Below are 18050 nucleotides of genomic sequence, written 5' to 3' on the forward strand. Positions count from 1 at the left end.
TTTTAAATATTTCCTTTTGTAGACGTACTAAACTTTCCTTATAAAATCCATTGATGAGGGTTTCATTCAGGGATAGGTTTAAAGTTCAGGTCCTTTACGGCGTTCCTAACGTTTTGCATAAAATCGGTTCCCGGGTCGGTCTTCTGGGTCCTATAGCCTTCGTCCTGCTCCAACCATAAGGGATGGTTCTCAAATTTTGAGTATTCATAATGTCCGATCAGATATTCGATATCATATTTTTCCGCCAAATAGCGAACGAGCCAAATATTGGATTTTAGCTGGGCCTTGGTCAAGGGTTGTCCGGTGTCCCCGCCCACATTCTCCACACCTATGGCACAATGGTTCAAGCCTATAACATGCCTGGCCATGGTCGTTTCAGGCATTAGTCTATAAATGGTACCATCGCGGTCCACCATAAACTGGGAGGAAACGTTCAGGGTCCCGGCAGCGTTAATATCGGGCCTGGAATTGGGCAAGGTTGGCGAATCAAAAGCGTTGAAGGATTTTTCAAACGTTGGAATCACGGTCCAATGCAGCACGATCATTTTAGGTATGATATTCGGGGATTCCTTTACCAATCCGTATCTGTCCTGCATATATTCCAAGGTCAATATCCTTCGCTCGTCATCAAAGGTAATGGGCTTGTCCACGATGGTACGGGTCACCGAACAGGATGTCAGGCAGACAACTAAGGCCAGTATTTTTATAACCTTCATTTTTGAATTTCGTTTACGGTGTCTTTTTTCTTAAGAACGGCATACTGTATCTGGACCTTTCTCCGCCCCCACTCCTTGGCCTTCTTTTTGTCCTCACCCATATAAATGTCGATTCTATTGCGCCATCTGGGGTGCATCTTGTCCTTTACGATATAGATTCCCTCAAATGTATCGATTTTTACCAAGGTATTGTGTCGCAATCCCTGTCTTAAAAGATCTCTGGAGACAGCGATCCACTTGACCCCAGGTTTGATGGAGTCGCCCCAGGCAGTTACTTCTGGATGCTCAAAGGACGTCTGCCCTGGGAAGGAATTATAGGCCGTGGCCGTAACGGTTAGGGGAACCCAATCATACGTATCCGCTTCCTTGGACCTTTGGTCACATCCTATACTAACAAAAAGCACAAAAAGCCCCAGAATTCGATGCATGACTTTTAAATGAGACATGGAATATACTAATAATCTCTTTTTGTCAATACGACCCATATAAACCTTTTTCTCTAATTTAGAAGCCAATAGATGGAATATGAAAAAAATTAAATGGGCCTTTGCCCTTCTGTTGGTCGGACTTCTGATATTTGGCTACATCAATTATCCCAAACTGAACCTCATTTCCGGTTATGCCTCCAAAAATTTGGCATCCAATGTATTTCTTGCAAAAAGGGACGCCTATTTCGTGAACACAGTAGACCACGATATGCCCCTGATAAACCTGGCTACGGCCGAAGCCGATTCGGAAATCAAATCTGCCAAGGCTTCCGTATACGGACTCATGGAACGGATATCGGTCTACAAAGAAGGGCTGGGAGCCGTTCTGACCAATACCGAGCATCAAAAACACAACTTTTCCATAGTTCCGGAACGAAACCAAAAAAGGGACACCCTACATTTTCCGTATGGAAATCAAGGGGTTAAGGATACCGTAATGGCCAATGTGGATTATGATGCCTTGGAATATGTACTGAGCCGGGCCCTGCAGGATTCCGTTCAAAAGACCAGAAGCCTATTGGTGGTCTACAAAGACCAGATCATTGGGGAAAAATATGGTGACCAATTTACCAAGGACACCAAAATTTTAGGCTGGTCCATGACCAAAAGTATTCTGGGAACATTATATGGCATTTTGGAATATGAAAATGGAATTTCCTTGGAATATCGTCCTTTTGAATCGCTTTATAATACCGATGGCCCAAAATCAGAAATAACGCTGAACCATTTATTGCGGATGCAAAGCGGATTGGCCTGGGACGAGGATTACTTTAAAATTTCCGATGTCACCAGTATGTTGTTCCTCGATTCCGATATGTCGCAAGCACAGGCCGATAATGCCGTAATTGCGCCACCCACCGAAGTTTGGAACTATTCTTCGGGCACCAGTAATCTGCTTTCGGGAATATTAAGGAAGCAATTTCCTACGCATCAGGAATACTTGAATTTTCCCTATGCGAAACTAATCGATAGAATTGGCATGCACTCCATGCTAATAGAGACCGATTTGGAGGGTAACTTCGTTGGCTCCTCCTATGGGTGGGCCACCACAAGGGATTGGGCCAAATTCGGACTGCTATACCTTCACCGGGGCGATTGGAACGGTGACCGAATCTTTGCAGATAGTTGGGTGGACTACATCACCAAACCCACGGAACATTCCAACGGTACCTACGGCGCCCATTTTTGGTTGAATGCGGAAGGGAAATATCCCGATTTGCCACGGGACCTGTATTCTGCCAATGGTTTTCAGGGGCAACGCGTGTTTATAATTCCATCAAAGGACATGGTCATTGTTCGAACAGGATTGGAGGAGCAGTCGGACGAACAGTTCAATACCCTGATCGGCGATATTCTAAAAACCATTAAATAGGCCGTTTTCAAAAACCCAAAATATGCAATAGAAAATCTATTACGGCTTCAAACTACTTCAAACACACGCTGTTTAAGCCGTTTTTTAATTTAACCATAGCGATGCTATGCCAAAATCAAGAAAACAACTGTGTTTATTGTATTTTAAACCCTCATGACGAAGTCCTAATGCATAATTTGAGTTAAAATTATTGTACGATTTTTCAACCAGACTACAAGATTCCATTGGTTGACCACATTTCTGCCTTGGGAGACAACAATAGTTTCCCCAAGCCCGCCTTCCTAGCTACTTTTAGAGTGTTACAAAAACGAATTAATTTTTTTCATTTTCATATAGTGTTCTCGTAAAAGAGTCCGGTCGAATTGATCGGGCTCTTTTTAGTTTTTAGCAATTTGGCCTAGTTTAAGCCCAGAGGCATTCATTTAAGGAAAACAGCGCATAAAACGTAATACTAACAGAGCACCGTTATCATGGTGCGAAGAGGAATCCTACCTTACCCTATTCTTTTTGGGATTTCTTTCAGCTTTCGAATTGACAATAAGTTCAAAGAAAACCAATTTATTCAACAGTTCTCAATGGCCTGATTGATAAGTGTTTCGCATATAACTTAATAAGAATCAAGGCAACCAATTGTTCTTGCCAAAGTTGGGCTTTCTTTTTTCCAAAAAGGCGTTCCTGCCTTCCTTGGCTTCTTCGGTCATATAGGCCAAACGGGTAGCTTCGCCGGCAAATACCTGTTGCCCTACCATGCCGTCATCCGTGAGGTTCATGGCGAATTTGAGCATTTTAATGGAGGTGGGGGATTTCTGTAAAATCTCCTGGGCCCATTCATAGGCCGTATCCTCCAATTCGGCATGGGTAACCACGGCATTGACCATGCCCATTTCAAAAGCTTCCTGTGCGGAATAATTCCTGCCCAAAAAGAAAATCTCACGGGCCTTCTTCTGACCCACCATCTTGGCCAAATAGGCGGACCCGTATCCTGCGTCAAAACTGGTAACGTCGGCATCGGTCTGTTTAAAGATGGCGTGTTCCTTACTGGCCAAGGTCATATCACAGACCACATGGAGGCTGTGACCGCCTCCAACGGCCCAACCGGGAACCACGGCAATCACCACTTTCGGCATAAAACGGATCATACGCTGCACTTCCAGAATGTTAAGACGGTGCTGGCCATCGGCACCCACATAGCCCTTTTCTCCCCGGGCCTTTTGGTCACCACCGCTGCAAAAGGACCAGATGCCATCCTTGGTGGAAGGACCTTCCGCAGAAAGCAATACTACGCCAATGGAAGTGTCTTCCTGGGCATCGTAAAAGGCCTTTATCAATTCACTGGTGGTATGGGGTCTAAAGGCATTCCGAACATTGGGTCGGTTGAAGGCAATTCGGGCGACCCCGTTACTCTTTTTATAGGTAATATCCTCAAATTCCAAGGCGGTTTTCCATTCGGCTACAGTCATTTCAAATCGGTTTTAATTTGCGATATAAAGATAGTTGTTCCTTGGGAAGTCTGCCAAGCGGAAATGAAATGAGTTATTATCTATCCATATTTTGTCCGTCCAACTCTAAGAATAGGCTTACATTAGAGGTATAATAGAACAATGTCAATGAAGAAAGCGGTCTATCGAATCATAAAATCCATACGTACCCTGCTATCCGAGCTATTTCATGCAAAGGATTCCCGTCTGCCCTATATCATTACGGTTATCGTCTCCCTTGTAATTGTGGTAGGAGGAATCAACCTGTTCATAGAACTTACGGATACCCTAAAAACCGATACCCTTGCAAGATATGACACCGCAGTAACTGACTATATCATTTCCTTTAGGAATCCCTCTTTGACCACCTTTTTTAAGTTCGTAACGGATATTGGGGATGTCACGGGCTACCTGATCGTTTTGATCCTTTTCGTGCTACTTTCCTGGCGTATCATTAAAAGTTGGAAGTATGTGCTACAGTCCGTGGTGGTACTGGTACTGGCAACCCTTTCCAATATGGCCCTTAAACGCTTCGTGGACCGAGCAAGACCGGGTATAGAACATCTGGTCACGGTTAAGACCTTGAGCTACCCAAGCGGCCATGCCATGGGGGCGATGGCCTTTTTTGGATTTTTAATCTACCTGATATCCAAATTAAGAATCAATAGGATTTTTAAATATTCCTTGATGGTGTTGGTTGCCTTGCTGATTTTGAGTATTGGTATTAGTAGGATCTATCTTGGGGTCCATTATCCCTCGGATGTGGCAGGAGGTTTTATCGCGGGATTTATATGGGTCGTATTTTGTATCCTTATTTTTGATGTGATACAGATTTTTAGAAGTGACCCCGAAGTTTAAACCCGATGCTTCCCAATTCAAAGTGACACACCATAGGAATATAAATGAACATGTTGGACAAGCTCAAATCTCTTAGAAAGGAACTACATCAATTTCCCGAAGTATCCGGAAATGAATCGCAAACCGCAGAAAGAATCAAGGCGTTTATTTCGCAAAACAGCCGACCCACACAAATTTTGGAGGGTTTAGGCGGAAACGGGCTTGCCGTTGTTTACGAAATCTCATCAGATGGGCCCGTTATTGCGATACGGTGCGAATTGGACGCACTGCCCATTCCGGAGAAAAACGAATTCGCCCATCGTTCTAAAAATCAAGGGATTTCCCATAAATGCGGACACGACGGCCACATGGCCATTGTAGCCGGATTGGCCCTATGGGTAGCGGAACCACACTTTAAAAAGGGAACAATTGTGTTGCTCTTCCAACCTGCCGAAGAGACAGGACAAGGCGCTGCCCAGATTTTGGCGGATACAAGGTTCCAAGCTTTAAATATTGAATATATTTTTGCCTTGCACAATATTCCCGGATATCCCTTACATTCAGTACTTGTTCCCAAAAAGGGATTTTCGGCTGAGGTCCTAAGTTTCGCCTTACACCTTAAAGGGAAAGAATCCCATGCCTCGGAACCTTCTAAAGGTATTAATCCCGCTCATTGCCTGGCAGAAGTGATTCAGAGGTTTGATGCGCTGAACATTAATGATCCTGAGAATCCCAATTATAAAATCCTAACGCCCATTTACATGCACATGGGCGAAAAATCCTATGGGATATCGCCTGCACTTGGGGAACTTCATTATACCGTTAGGACGTGGCGCCCAGAAACTATGGAAACCTTACGGAAAGAAATAGAAAACATTTGTTACCATATTAGTAAATCCAACTCCATTATGTATTCTTTGGACTGGTTCGAGCATTTTCCCGCAAGCTTGAATGACGCACAAGGCGTTGCTTTGGTAACCGAAGTAGCTCATAAAAACGGTTTTAATGTCATAGAAAAATCGGTGCCATTCTCATTTGGAGAGGATTTTGGGTGGTTCTCAAAAAATTATAGGGCTACGATGTTCGGGGTCGGTGCCGGGGAAAATGTCCCTGCTTTACATCATGCCGACTATGATTTTCCCGATGCCCTAATATCCAAGGGAATTGAAATGTTCAAGTCGGTAATCAAGGAAATTCTAAAGGAGTAGGCTTATTTGTTTTTATTCTTCTCCTCAATCCATTTGGATAAATACTTGGTGCTCTGCACCGTATGATGCTCCAAGATTCTGCCCATGATATTATGTTCGCGATGTGTTGCAAGTGATTCCGATACTTCCATAATCCTATTCATCAAGGATGTTTCCAAGGGTTGTTTTTGGTAAAGTGTATTGATGATTTGTATACCGTTGTCCTGTGCCTTTTGCCACACGGTTTTATCCGTATACAAATCAATAGCCTTATCTATAAAATCGTCTTGGGTCTCGGAAATAAAACCGTTCCAATCCAGCGCACCATGCATTCCTTCGGCACCTATTTTCGTGGTTACGCTGGGCGTCCCGTTCAATAGGGCCTCCACCAATTTGCCTTTTATACCGGCTCCAAATCGCAACGGGGCCAGACAAACGCGCGCCATTTTCATGACCTCGGATACGCTACGGGCACGTCCCCGCACATAAAACCCTTTTTTGGGATTGTGCAGCTTCGTGACGGCATCGGGCAGATATGCCCCATACACATAGCATTTGGCATCCGATAAACGCCCGTATATTTTAGGCCAGATATCCTGTTCCAAGTGTTTTATGGCATCCACATTGGGCGCATGCAATCCCCCGCCGATAAACAGAAAATCCCTGCGTGCCTCAAATTCCGGCCAATCATTTTGTTGTGAAATGGCATCGTACATAAACGGCAGGTGACATAAGAGCGAAGCATCAATTCTGACAGTCTGTTGCAGGAGTTCCATCTCATAGCTGGAAATGATAAGGGTAAGGTCGCTCCGCAACATACTGGCCAGCTCCCGTTTGGTCCTATCGTCTTGCAACCAATGCGCTTCGGTAAAGGGCATGCCCTTTTTAAAACAGTTTTCCCGTGAATGCCGCAAGGAATGTAAATCCTCTGAATCCAATATTCGCAGGGCATTAGGACATTGTTCTGCCACCCGCCAGCCGAATTGTTCCTCCGTAAGAAATCGGTCGAACAGAACAATATCGGGCTGGAGTTCTTTTATCAAGGCATCAAAGGAGGCATCGTTCAGTTTTATGAGATTGGTCGCAATTCCCATTGCTTCCAAATCTTGGGAATGTTCCGTTCTTGAAGCAGTGGATACAAATGTGGTCTCAAAATCATACTTTTTAAATATTTCGAGTAATTGCATCATCCGAACACCTGCCGCCGTAGCGGTAGGTTCCGGCCAGGTAAGTCCAATGACCAATAATTTTTTGGATTTCATCTCCATGCAATATTCAGGAAATATTTATTTCAAAGGATTGTACCCAATATCGTCCACAACCACCACTCCTTTGGGACTTTGGTCAAAAACAAACCGAATGTGTTTTATAGCCTTGGGGTCGAAATCCGATGCATTTTTTTCAAACTTGGAAATCGGAATGTGGAAGGTCTGCAATTGCACTTCCCAAGCGTCCCCGATCATGTCCTTATCCAGAAACTCAAATTTGGTAAACTTTGTCTTGAGCGGTGGCATGATGTTTTTGATGTCGCTTATTTTAACGGTGGCCGATTGTCCCAAGGTATCTGTCAAGACAAGACTGAAATCATAGTCCATTTTTTGGTCCGTGTCCTTATCCCCTTCCACATCGGTTTCTTTGGAGTCCGATTTCAACCATTTAGGGTCGCCGCTGCCAATGGATAGTTGAATACTTTCTACGGAATCCTTCCAAAATAGTTTTTCCGACGTTATTTCATAGTTCGGTTTTGTGTCGGTAGATATACTGTCCGAAATATGCCACCCCAACACCACTGCATTGTTGTCCTGCCGCCCGTTGTCGCGCGTCGTTAGGCCTTGCTCCTTCCAAAGATTCAGGTGATATCCCCTTATCGAAATGCTGTCCGATACGGTCGTTATATCGATGTCTTCCTCAAAATCCAAGAGCTTCACAAAATCCGATGCTTCAAAATGGGTCATTAGAAATTCGTCCGGCAACCAATCCTTGGCGTACCCCACATTTTTTAAAATGGGGATATACGCATCGTTATTTTTAAGAACCGATTCCCCAAAAGCACTGATGAAGACCTGGGCCACTTGCTGCTGTTCTTCACCTGAAAGTAGCGGTTCTAGGTTCAACAACCATTTCATGGGCGCACCAAAATCCGATTTTCCCCAGGTGGAATTGAACTGGCCGTGATTGGCATGATGGACATAAACACCCGCTTTAAAACGGGGTACGGAATCTGTAAACTGCAACCTTCGGTACGGCCGCAAGCCCCAAAAGCTGACTTCATCCGAATCATAGGAACCTTGCAAACTCAGATAGTTCACGTCTTTTAGAACGATTTTCCGATCATATCTGTAATCGGTTGGCGCAATGGACACAATACCTTTGATGTTGAAATTGAAATCGAACGGTACTTGGGCATTATCGGGGAAAAAAGGAAGTCGGTTATAACCACCGGCAATCGTTACGGCCTCCCCGCCCCTGGAATGGCCCATAAGCATGATATTTTCCATATCCACCTTGCCTGAAAGTTCGTGCGCCGAATCTCCGTTCCAAGCCTGCCATTGCTCCAAATGTTTCAGCAATAGCCAAGCCCTAACAGGCATTTCCTTGCCCCTAAAATCCCCGGACCAATGTCCATTGACAAAGTTCTCATCAACGGACACCGTTATGATGCCCCTACTGGCCAACAGGTTACCTAAATAGCCATAGCCATCGTCCGAATAATCGATCATGCTATGATTGCCATGAACGATGAGGGCAAGCGGAAAAGGCCCATCGCCCTGTGGCATGTAAACCCTCCCGTTCAACGGAAACTCGGTGACGCCAAAGCCCCAAAATTTTTCCCTCCATTTTTTCTTTTTCCCCTTCCATTCCGGCAACAGCAACGATGCGTCTACGGTTGGTGTCTTAAACCGAACTTCTTGTCCATATTCGGTTCGTTTTTTGTCCGAACCACTGCCATAGGTAAAGGCATCGACCTCAAAACTGCCAGGTTCTGACGGATTTTCAACACCGATCTCCTCCAAGCTACGTTCTCCATCGCCCACGCTAAATTTTGGGAAATCATTTTGATAGGGTTCAGACCCAGGATTCGCCAGTAAATAAATCCCATAACCCAAACCTATGCAAACAAAGGACAGCATCAGAAAAGAAAACAAGGATTTCGTCCGTAAAAACCACCACAGACAAACGATTACGAGCAATGCGGAACCTACCAAGGCATAATACAGGACATCTGGCCAACCAAACCCGAAGATTTTTAGGGCAACCAAGGTGGAAACTCCGCTCAAAACGGCCAAAATATAGATGGCATCAATTCCTTTGAAAACAAACTGGATCAATTTGAACAGTAAGTAAAAGAGTATCTGTACCAAGATTCCACTTAAAATGGCAAAAAGCATCATCAAAATTGGTGGAAGACCTGTTAAAAAATGATAGCCATAAATCCCCGTGAGAATGATGGTGGGGATAAAAGTGAGCAAGAGTTGTCGGTTTTTCATTGGAATTGGTTGAAGATGGTTGACACCCTTAAATTAACCAACTCCGGTCAAATAAGACAGGTTTCGGTCGATTTTTCGGAATACTTCAAAATACCCCTTGGTGTAAAACTTATCTTCTTGAACGAATGTGGTAAAATCGATAATATTTAAATCGTTAAAACGGTTTGTTTTAGGCAACGCTTCCCACAGCCTATGGTTTAAACCGTGGGCCGTGGGAACGAAATCAATAAAATCTACATTTTTGAGGCGAACATTTTGGATATTTTGGACCGAAGCTTACGCTCGTAATCCTCCTCCAACCATTCCTTGTAGTTTTTGGTGTTGTTCATAATGCAGTAGGAATACTGCCGCACCCGATACTGGATTTCCTCCTTCAGTTTTTTGGCAAGGATACGGGCATCAAAGACATCGTCCGCATTTTCCACGCATATCTGGGCATGTTGCTCAATGCTTTTTTCCAAAACCAATTTGGATTTTTCCCCATTGGCGAAACTTTTCTTGTATTCTTCCTTAATGTCAAATTCGATGTTTTCTGATTTTGAGAACTCATCCCTAAGTTCCTGCGGCATTTCATACACAAACTCCCGCTCGATTTCCTCATCGTTTTTGATATTCTCCAAAAAGAAATCCGGAAAATGGAAGATTTCCTGCCAGTCCACCTTGGCGTCCCACATGCCAAAACGGGCAATGTTGTTCCCCATGTCGATTACGTTGAACTCTTCCTTATGCGGCAGGTATCTGGACCCGCGTCCGATCATCTGAAAATACAGGGTAAGCGAGCGGGTGGCCCTGTTCAGAATAATGGTCTCTACGGATGGCTCATCAAAACCCGTTGTAAGAATGCTCACGGATGTCAATATGGCATCGGGGGTTTCCTTGAACCATTTCAGGATTTCCCTTCGCTCCGAAGCACTATTCTTATTGTCCAAATGCCGGATGTTGTATCCTGCCTTCCTAAATAGGTCGTACACATATCGGGAGGTATTGATACCGTTGTTGAAAATCAAGGTTTTGCTTCCCTTGGCAATCTCCTCGTAGGCGTTCATCAATTTGCCCAACATGCTGTGATTGCTGTAGAGCTCGTCAGAAGACTTTACGGTATAATCGCCATTAATGCCCAGCTTTAAGCTTTGCAGGCTTACATCGTAATTGAACATGTTGGCACGAGCCAGGAACTTCTTCTGGATCAGGGATTCAATGGACTCCCCAATGATCAACTTTTTGTAGTTGTCCTTCATGGGAAGCTTTATATTGGAACTCAAAGGCGTTGCCGTAACACCCAGAATAACCGACTTGTCAAAGTATTTAAAGAGTTTCCTGAAGGAATTGTAATGGGCCTCATCGATGATGACCAGGCCAATATTGTTGATTTCCACCTTGTCCTCCTGCAGACGGTTGTTCAAGGTCTCCACCATGGCCACAAAGCAGTTGAAATCGTCCTGGTCCTTTAGTTCCTTAACATCACTGTTGATAATTTTGTTGCGAACCCCAAAACCGGTCAGCATCTTAGAAGTTTGAAGACTAAGTTCAATGCGATGCGTAAGCACTACGACCTTCTTTCCCGTTCTTTCAATGTACCTTCGTGCGATTTCGGAAAAAATAACGGTCTTCCCTCCACCTGTGGGCAGCTGGTACAAAAGGTTGGAATTATCAGGATTGTCCTCAAGATATTCAAAGATTCTTTTGAGGTCTTCCTCCTGATATCCGTATAATGTCTTCTCCGTGGTGTCCTTTGTGGCTTTCAAAAAGGCAAGAAATTTAAGTCCGGTAAAAAATTACGAAACCTTAAAATTAGAGGATTTTTATCGGTAATTAAAATATAAATCCCGCTATGGCCCCTATTCCGTAGAGAATTTATGAACGATGATTGTTAATAGCCTTTCTTTCTGTTCACCTTATTTAGTAGTTCCTTACCCATTCTGAGTCGGTCATAATTTTCCAGTATCTGGGGCACAACGGAATCTGTATCAGAGACGCTGGCGTAGTGCGGTGTCATGAAGATTTTGGGATGTTGCCAAAAAGGATGGTCCTTTGGCAATGGCTCCTGATGGTAGACATCCAAACAGGCACCGGACAGATGATCAGCGTCCAAGGCTTCGAGCAGGTCCCTATCGACCAAATGGCCTCCCCGGGCCACATTGATGACATAGGCGCCCTTTGGTAATCTTTCAAACAGTTCCTTGCTGAGAATCCCCTCCGTATCCGGCGTCAGGGGAAGAAGACAGACCAAAATTTCGGTCGCTTGTAGAAAAGCATCCAGTGTATCTGATCCTGCGAAGGTTTTTACATTTTTCAATTCTTTTTGGCTTCTGGACCACCCCTGAACGGTAAAACCGAATTTCATCAAATCGGTCGCCGTCAAGGCTCCCAATTCCCCTAACCCCATGATTCCGACGGTAACGTCCTTGATTCGTCTGTAAATTTTGGGTTTCCAATCACTAGCTACCTGTTGCAGTTTATAGCTATTGAAATTCTTCAATTCCGCAAGGATTACCGCCAGTACGTGTTCGGACATATCACTGGCCAAGTAGGGATCTACGACCCTGGTAATGGGTATATCGATGGGTGCCGATGCATCCTCGAAAATATAATCAACACCCGCCCCAGAAGAGGCGATGCACTTTAAATTGGGATAAACCGATAGGCTTCCTTGGGGATGTTTCCATATCAGGGCCATGGTAATGTCCTGTTTTGGATGGTCTTCCAAATAACTATATACCGCTATGGAAGGGTTTCTTTCCTTCAAGGCTTTCTTCCAAGCCTCGATTTTTCCGTCCTGTCTGATGATAACTATCGCCATAATTTTCTGATTTATTCCAAAATGTCCAAGGCCTTGGAAAACCCCTCTTTATAAAGCCAATCCCCGGTCTGTGTATGATTGTAAATGCTTACGATTCGCCCTTTGAATTCCTCCAAAATCCCATGTTGGGAAATAAAGGTAGTCATCTCCGAAAAGGAATTGAGCATGCTCTTGTAAAATGCATCGGGTACATTGCGTTCCAAGGCAAATGTTTGGGCTATTTCAAGGTTGAAACACATGAGGTCCGCCACCAGGGCACTATCCACTCCAAGTTTGACAAAGTGTTTGATATACTTTTGGGCGACCGACCTTCTCGCCTTGGGCCGCTTTCTTTTTACAGGAAAATATTCGTTGGTGATTTTGGTCTTAGCTTCCTGTAATAATTTGTCCTCCTTGGGATTAAAGACAAAATCATAATAGGTTTTTACGGGGGGAAACTTTTCATAGAGTTCCATAATCTGGGCTTCCAACTCTTTTTTTCTTAATTCCGATAAATAGGTCTTTAAGGCTCTTTTGCTCATAATAGGTCCGTTATACCAAAAATACACTTTGTGGCAAGATCCACCTAAAACCTTGATAATTTATGGGATAGCTTATAAATTTTGGAAAACATTAAGGGTTTCCCTTTGGAAAAGAGCTAATAAAAATGTATAATGAGAACTTGGACATACACTAAATAATAAATACACACATACATGAGGCAACTAAAGATTATCAAGCAGGTAACCAATCGCGAATCGAAATCATTGGACAAATACTTGCAGGATATCAGTAAGATTGATTTAATAACAGCAAACGAAGAAGTAGAACTGGCCCAAAGGATACGCGAAGGTGACCAAGTGGCCTTGGAAAAATTGACCACCGCTAATCTCCGATTTGTGGTATCCGTAGCAAAACAATATCAGAATCAGGGTTTAAAACTACCCGATCTCATCAACGAAGGAAACTTAGGCCTAGTAAAAGCGGCCAAACGCTTTGATGAAACCCGAGGGTTCAAATTTATATCCTACGCCGTTTGGTGGATACGTCAATCGATTTTACAGGCCTTGGCAGAACAATCAAGGGTCGTTAGGCTTCCCTTAAATAAAATCGGTTCGATCAATAAAATTAAAAAGACCTTTTCCTATTTAGAGCAAACGCACGAGCGTCCACCATCCGCAGAGGAAATTGCCAAGGAATTGGAAATGACGGTAACGGAGGTCAAGCAATCTTTGAAGAATTCCGGTAGGCACGTTTCCATGGACGCACCGTTACGCGAAGGGGAGGATTCCAATCTATATGACGTTTTGAGATCCGGGGAGTCCCCAAAACCGGACAACCATTTATTGCAACAATCCCTGAATACGGAGATCAACAGGGCCTTGGAAACCTTATCCCCCCGTGAGGCCGATGTCGTGAAACTCTATTACGGTATTGGCGACCAACAAGCCATGACATTGGCGGAAATTGGCCATACGTTCGATTTGACAAGGGAACGTGTACGGCAAATTCGGGAAAAGGCGATCAGAAAACTACGCCACAATTCAAGAAGTAAACTTTTAAAGACATATCTAGGATAATAACCATATTAGCCTCAAATAAAAAAGCGCCTTTAAAAACTAAAGGCGCTTTTTTCGTAGTACACACTAGACACTAAGAATACGTTAGCTTGCTGATGTTTGAGTCCACAAGAATATTGTTCAAATTTTCAATAAAATTATGATAAGACGCGTTATCGTTCCCTTGATTTGCCATAATATTATATTATAAGGTTAAGAGCTATTCAATTACATGTAATCCAGCTCCGCTAATTCGTTAAGGCTTAGGATTTCGTTTAGTTCCTGAAGAAAAACCAAATATTCTTCACCGTAGGTATCGTAAAGCATGGTTAGGGGTTTTTTAGGTTTATAATTTCGATTTGGTTACTCAATTAGTACATGCTAAAAGTAGGTGCTACTTCCCTTTAGGACAATTAAATGTGGTAAACCCTTTCATTTATGTTGTAAAAAATACGGTTGCTATAGGTTTACTTTTGCAATTCCTCCATAACCCCCTAATTTACTTGGCTGCACACCTATTCCGTTCGTCGATAATTTAGATTCGTTCAACGGAATTTCACCTGATAGGCAATGCCCGCGGTAACGGACAAGAAAAAATTTCCCGAGCTAAACGCCAATTCCTGTCGGTTTACCCCCAGATTGGCCTTGTATTGATTGTTGCCCTTTTTGTTGGTAAACTGATATTCCAATCGGATTCTTTGGGCTTCCAGGTACAATAGCGTTTCGGACAACAACTGTCCGTTGATAATGAATTGGTTCAGTTCTGTATCAAACCCGTAAACCAGGTTCATGCCCAAAAAATTGTTTCCATCCTTGAGATACTTTCGGACCAGGAGATTTCCTGAAATACCCAGGCCCTTTTTTGCATCGGGCACGAAATAAGGTCTGAGCACCGCATAATAATTCCCTTTGTACAGCCCAAAAGTTCCCGTTAGTATGGTTGCCGCATCCTGCTCAAAAATCAGGTGCCTGAAACCTAAGGAAGCTTCCATGGCCTTGGGCAGCTCCTTTACCAGCTCCCCTCCCATCCGGTGCCTGGGAAAGATGACATCACCGGAATAGCCATAATTTACATAGCCGCTCAGGGATTTGGAAAATCTGGGATAGGCATCCACCTCAGCCTGTATCCCGTTGATGTTAAACCTGCGGTTATAGTTGAGCCTGGGGATAAACACTCCCCATTTCGTCCTTTTTTGATATTCCACGGCGCCGAAATACATGGGGTCCAATTCCCTATCGAACACCTCAGCCTCTGTGTATAAGGTCAGGGATTGATTGCGTTCCTCCGCAATCTTAGTTGTTTTTAACCGGTTCTGTAAAAGTTGTTGGTCTTCGATCTGTTGGACGATTTCCTGTTTTAGACGCAGCAGTTCCTCGTCCTGTGGCAAATAGTTCAAGGCCTTATTGGCTAGTCCCAAAGCGATGTTGTAGTTTTTGGCGTATTGTTCGTTCTTGATGGCACCTACCCAAGCTTCGGAATTTTTTCGTTCGGTACTCGTAACCCGATTGAATTCCAACCGAGCAGCATCGTATTCTTGGTCCCAACTGTAGGTCTTTGCCAACAAACTTCGTACATCCGCGTAATCCGGATACTTTGTTAGGATACTTTTTAAGGTATCCCTGGCCGATGCCCTATTACCAGCAAAGGCCAAATCCCTTGCTGTGAAAAAGGAAGCGTCCGGATCCCCGGAGTACCCCGTTTCCTGCCCCAAGGCATTGAGGGATACTAGCATCACGAGTAACAAATAAATCCTTTGTCTCATTTTTTTTGTGACCCTATTTCAACCGTTTCTTGCTCTATGGCACTTTTTCCTTCCACTTCTTTTCCTTGGCGGATCAAAGTGAGGGACCTTTCGAATTTTTCGTTCAAGATTTTATCCTGAATCCCGTTCTTGCGGGCCAATCGTTGAATCTCATACATATTTTCATTCTTCCCGGACCAGAAATAGGCATCCATCAAGGCGCAATAGCCATCCTCGTACTTGGGGTATTTCCGGATTACATTGCTCAAAATCTGAATGGACCTTTCAAAATCGCCTTGCCATGCCCGTACCCTACCCATGAGTATTTCCGTATCCGCATGCCTTGGAATTTCACTCAGGATATATTCGCTCAGCAATAAGGCCCTGCCATAATCCTTGTCAAAAGCCAATTGCTTGGCATGTCCGTAGGCGTTGTCAAAATCCTTTCCGTTAAAGACACTCTCGATCCAGATCAATTCTTCCTTGGTAAATTTGGGTTTTCGGTCCTCGATCAAGGAAACCGATTTTGGTATGATGCTATTATTTTCCGTGACGTACCTATTGACGGTCTTGAAGTTTTGGAAACGTTCTTCAAGTAAGGACACCCGGGTCTCTTCATCATCCTCTAATTCCCGTAGGTTCAAATCCTTGTCCAGTTTGTAAATCTCCCCATCGGAATAAAACAAATCGTCCAGTATAAAATCCTGTATTCTGTAGGCACTCCGCAACAAGGGAACCTCCCTATGGCCCTTTGGGTCGGATTGCCCGAGCAGATCCCCTCCCAGAAAACCTACTTGGTCCGGGACCTTACTATTTTGTTTTTCTGATAATAAAGCGAGCAGACTTGGCGCTATATCCGCGTGGGAAGCAAGGTTTGCTATCTCCGTGGCGGATTTCAACAACGGACTAAAGATCAACAAAGGAACCCGATACTTGGACAGGGCGTTGTCCTGCGAAAGTTCTGAGAGCTGATGGCTTCCGGTTATCACGTAGATCGTACTTGAAAAATCAGGGGAAAGTTGCTCCCGGGTCATGAACTGGGCCAACGCTTCATCGGCATAGACAAAACTGGCGAAAAGTTCCTCGTTACGTCGCACAAATCGTTGTTCTGACGCTTTCATACCAGAGGTCTCCACGATGCTTGCCACTTTATGGGTATAGGTATCGATTTCTGGGATGTGATAAGGTGCCTTCGTACTCAAGGTCAGGAACACATCCAGTTTTGGCCCTACGCTAGGCTTGGCATTCTTATGGAAATTGGAAAACAGGGCACAGTCCGGATAGCCAAGGGTAATTCCCGCAGCATCCTCCTCTTGCAGGCTAAACTCCCTTCCAAAGTTGTTACGGTCAAAAATCTGGTCGACTTTCTCTTCCTCTAAAAATCGGTCTATATTGAACAGGGCCGTATTGCCCCCATGGTTAAAACTTGTTTTGTACCCGTTTTCCCGTAAAATACTATACAGGGTATTTCTATAGGTAAAATCCGGTAGGGTTGTAAATCCGGATTCCCCAAAAGGCAAGGATCCAACAATCATTGGAAAGGCGGCATGACTTTCACCTGTATTGCTCAGAAAGTTTTTCCAGCTCAGGGATTTTCGCTTCAGTTCCTGCAAATTGGGCATAAAGTCCGTAAAGCGTCCGTTAACGAACTCATTTCCAAGACCATCCAGGATGATAATTTTGATATGAGGTAAGGTATCCATCGGTTTAAAATATCCGGCCAGACCTGTTTCCTTTTGAAAAGGCCTTACCAGCGGATATTCCTCGGTACCCTCATAACTATAGGATTGCAAGAGGCGCTTCGTCACGTGATGTGCCAAATACTGGGTCTTGTTTTCGTTGACGGGTTTTTTATCCGAATACAGCGTAGCCAGAAAAATACTGAAAAATACGATGGTCAGCGGGTACATGCGGCTTATCACGGTGTAAAACGATGCGATGTATTTGTAACAGATAAAACAGACGGTCAAGGTAATGGAGGTTGCCACCGATGCCTGTAGCAAGGAGAACCGTATTTCCTTATTCTTGAACAACCCGAAAAAATCCGAACCCAAGGGCTCAAAATTCTGTACGTAGTAGGTAATCAATACCGCTTCCAAAAGCAACAGGATAATCAACACAATTTGAACGACCCGAAGCCCAAGCCCCGGTTTTTCATTTTCCAACAGATTGAAAATAAAGGCCAAAAACAGGGAAATGACGGATGCAAATCCCAAATGGTGCAATAGATAAAGTAAGAAGCTACTGTTGAAAACACTGTCCAGCACACCAATCGCGTACAGCATGGCATTCTGATATATGGACAGGACGACCAATCCAACAAAAAAGGTAATGACCACGGGGATAAAATCCCGCAGTTTACGCTCCTTGCTTTCGATATGTTCTTCCCTGTATTCCAGCATGT

General features: G+C 44.0%; 14 protein-coding genes. 4 read left to right on the top strand and 10 right to left on the bottom strand.

The window, feature by feature from the left end; all coding sequences use genetic code 11:
• Nucleotides 1-62: 62 nt before the first annotated feature.
• Nucleotides 63-716, bottom strand: a complete 654-nt coding sequence (locus tag ACZ41C_RS17485; RefSeq protein ID WP_464563308.1) for a peptidoglycan recognition protein family protein — start codon at nucleotides 714-716, stop codon at nucleotides 63-65.
• Nucleotides 713-1162: a 3D domain-containing protein gene (locus ACZ41C_RS17490; RefSeq protein ID WP_240042751.1), complete on the bottom strand. Its 450-nt coding sequence runs from the start codon at nucleotides 1160-1162 to the stop codon at nucleotides 713-715. The genes ACZ41C_RS17485 and ACZ41C_RS17490 overlap by 4 nt, the downstream gene beginning before the upstream one ends.
• 79 nt (nucleotides 1163-1241) lie before the next feature.
• Here ACZ41C_RS17490 and ACZ41C_RS17495 point away from each other — a divergent pair, with 79 nt between their 5' ends.
• Nucleotides 1242-2576 (top strand): serine hydrolase domain-containing protein, encoded by a 1335-nt coding sequence (locus ACZ41C_RS17495; protein WP_464563310.1) that lies wholly within the window; start codon nucleotides 1242-1244, stop codon nucleotides 2574-2576.
• A 617-nt stretch (nucleotides 2577-3193) separates the two neighbouring features.
• Here ACZ41C_RS17495 and ACZ41C_RS17500 read toward each other — a convergent pair.
• Nucleotides 3194-4036: a 1,4-dihydroxy-2-naphthoyl-CoA synthase gene (locus ACZ41C_RS17500; protein WP_138258851.1), complete on the bottom strand. Its 843-nt coding sequence runs from the start codon at nucleotides 4034-4036 to the stop codon at nucleotides 3194-3196.
• Nucleotides 4037-4183: 147 nt separating this feature from the next.
• Between ACZ41C_RS17500 and ACZ41C_RS17505 the strand changes: the two genes are divergently transcribed.
• Entirely contained in the window at nucleotides 4184-4912 is a 729-nt protein-coding gene (locus ACZ41C_RS17505) for a phosphatase PAP2 family protein (RefSeq protein WP_464563312.1), read from the top strand.
• A gap of 44 nt (nucleotides 4913-4956) precedes the next feature.
• Nucleotides 4957-6099 (top strand): amidohydrolase, encoded by a 1143-nt coding sequence (locus ACZ41C_RS17510; RefSeq protein WP_464563314.1) that lies wholly within the window; start codon nucleotides 4957-4959, stop codon nucleotides 6097-6099.
• Between the two features lie 2 nt (nucleotides 6100-6101).
• On the opposite strand, the gene ACZ41C_RS17515 is transcribed toward ACZ41C_RS17510, so the two are convergent.
• The 5 genes from ACZ41C_RS17515 to ACZ41C_RS17535 form a co-directional block, all read right to left on the bottom strand.
• Nucleotides 6102-7340, bottom strand: coding sequence for a glycosyltransferase (locus tag ACZ41C_RS17515; RefSeq protein WP_464563316.1), 1239 nt, complete (start codon nucleotides 7338-7340; stop codon nucleotides 6102-6104).
• A gap of 24 nt (nucleotides 7341-7364) precedes the next feature.
• Complete coding sequence (locus ACZ41C_RS17520) at nucleotides 7365-9566, bottom strand: hypothetical protein (RefSeq protein WP_464563318.1); 2202 nt, start codon at nucleotides 9564-9566, stop codon at nucleotides 7365-7367.
• 233 nt (nucleotides 9567-9799) lie between these two features.
• Complete coding sequence (locus ACZ41C_RS17525) at nucleotides 9800-11311, bottom strand: DEAD/DEAH box helicase (RefSeq protein ID WP_464563320.1); 1512 nt, start codon at nucleotides 11309-11311, stop codon at nucleotides 9800-9802.
• Between the two features lie 125 nt (nucleotides 11312-11436).
• Nucleotides 11437-12366 (bottom strand): 2-hydroxyacid dehydrogenase, encoded by a 930-nt coding sequence (locus ACZ41C_RS17530; RefSeq protein WP_464563322.1) that lies wholly within the window; start codon nucleotides 12364-12366, stop codon nucleotides 11437-11439.
• A gap of 11 nt (nucleotides 12367-12377) precedes the next feature.
• Complete coding sequence (locus ACZ41C_RS17535; protein WP_464563324.1) at nucleotides 12378-12887, bottom strand: DUF6155 family protein; 510 nt, start codon at nucleotides 12885-12887, stop codon at nucleotides 12378-12380.
• A gap of 174 nt (nucleotides 12888-13061) precedes the next feature.
• Here ACZ41C_RS17535 and ACZ41C_RS17540 point away from each other — a divergent pair, with 174 nt between their 5' ends.
• Nucleotides 13062-13925 carry a sigma-70 family RNA polymerase sigma factor gene (locus tag ACZ41C_RS17540; RefSeq protein ID WP_138258859.1) on the top strand — a complete coding sequence of 288 codons (864 nt, stop codon included), beginning with the start codon at nucleotides 13062-13064 and terminating at the stop codon, nucleotides 13923-13925.
• A 524-nt stretch (nucleotides 13926-14449) separates the two neighbouring features.
• On the opposite strand, the gene ACZ41C_RS17545 is transcribed toward ACZ41C_RS17540, so the two are convergent.
• Together ACZ41C_RS17545 and ACZ41C_RS17550 are read right to left on the bottom strand one after the other, a co-directional pair.
• Nucleotides 14450-15667, bottom strand: coding sequence for a YaiO family outer membrane beta-barrel protein (locus ACZ41C_RS17545; RefSeq protein ID WP_464563326.1), 1218 nt, complete (start codon nucleotides 15665-15667; stop codon nucleotides 14450-14452).
• A complete protein-coding gene (locus ACZ41C_RS17550; RefSeq protein WP_464563328.1) occupies nucleotides 15664-18048 on the bottom strand; it encodes a sulfatase-like hydrolase/transferase in 2385 nt (794 codons plus the stop codon). Before ACZ41C_RS17550 ends, ACZ41C_RS17545 begins: the two co-directional genes overlap by 4 nt.
• Nucleotides 18049-18050 lie beyond the last annotated feature (2 nt).

It is taken from the genome of Maribacter sp. C-4077, from assembly GCF_055378385.1.

Coding starts and splice junctions, on each gene's coding strand:
- ACZ41C_RS17485 (WP_464563308.1), bottom strand. CDS start 716: ATGAAGGTTATAAAAATACTGGCCTTAGTTGTCTGCCTGACATCCTGT.
- ACZ41C_RS17490 (WP_240042751.1), bottom strand. CDS start 1,162: ATGTCTCATTTAAAAGTCATGCATCGAATTCTGGGGCTTTTTGTGCTT.
- ACZ41C_RS17495 (WP_464563310.1), top strand. CDS start 1,242: ATGAAAAAAATTAAATGGGCCTTTGCCCTTCTGTTGGTCGGACTTCTG.
- ACZ41C_RS17500 (WP_138258851.1), bottom strand. CDS start 4,036: ATGACTGTAGCCGAATGGAAAACCGCCTTGGAATTTGAGGATATTACC.
- ACZ41C_RS17505 (WP_464563312.1), top strand. CDS start 4,184: ATGAAGAAAGCGGTCTATCGAATCATAAAATCCATACGTACCCTGCTA.
- ACZ41C_RS17510 (WP_464563314.1), top strand. CDS start 4,957: ATGAACATGTTGGACAAGCTCAAATCTCTTAGAAAGGAACTACATCAA.
- ACZ41C_RS17515 (WP_464563316.1), bottom strand. CDS start 7,340: ATGAAATCCAAAAAATTATTGGTCATTGGACTTACCTGGCCGGAACCT.
- ACZ41C_RS17520 (WP_464563318.1), bottom strand. CDS start 9,566: ATGAAAAACCGACAACTCTTGCTCACTTTTATCCCCACCATCATTCTC.
- ACZ41C_RS17530 (WP_464563322.1), bottom strand. CDS start 12,366: ATGGCGATAGTTATCATCAGACAGGACGGAAAAATCGAGGCTTGGAAG.
- ACZ41C_RS17535 (WP_464563324.1), bottom strand. CDS start 12,887: ATGAGCAAAAGAGCCTTAAAGACCTATTTATCGGAATTAAGAAAAAAA.
- ACZ41C_RS17540 (WP_138258859.1), top strand. CDS start 13,062: ATGAGGCAACTAAAGATTATCAAGCAGGTAACCAATCGCGAATCGAAA.
- ACZ41C_RS17545 (WP_464563326.1), bottom strand. CDS start 15,667: ATGAGACAAAGGATTTATTTGTTACTCGTGATGCTAGTATCCCTCAAT.
- ACZ41C_RS17550 (WP_464563328.1), bottom strand. CDS start 18,048: ATGCTGGAATACAGGGAAGAACATATCGAAAGCAAGGAGCGTAAACTG.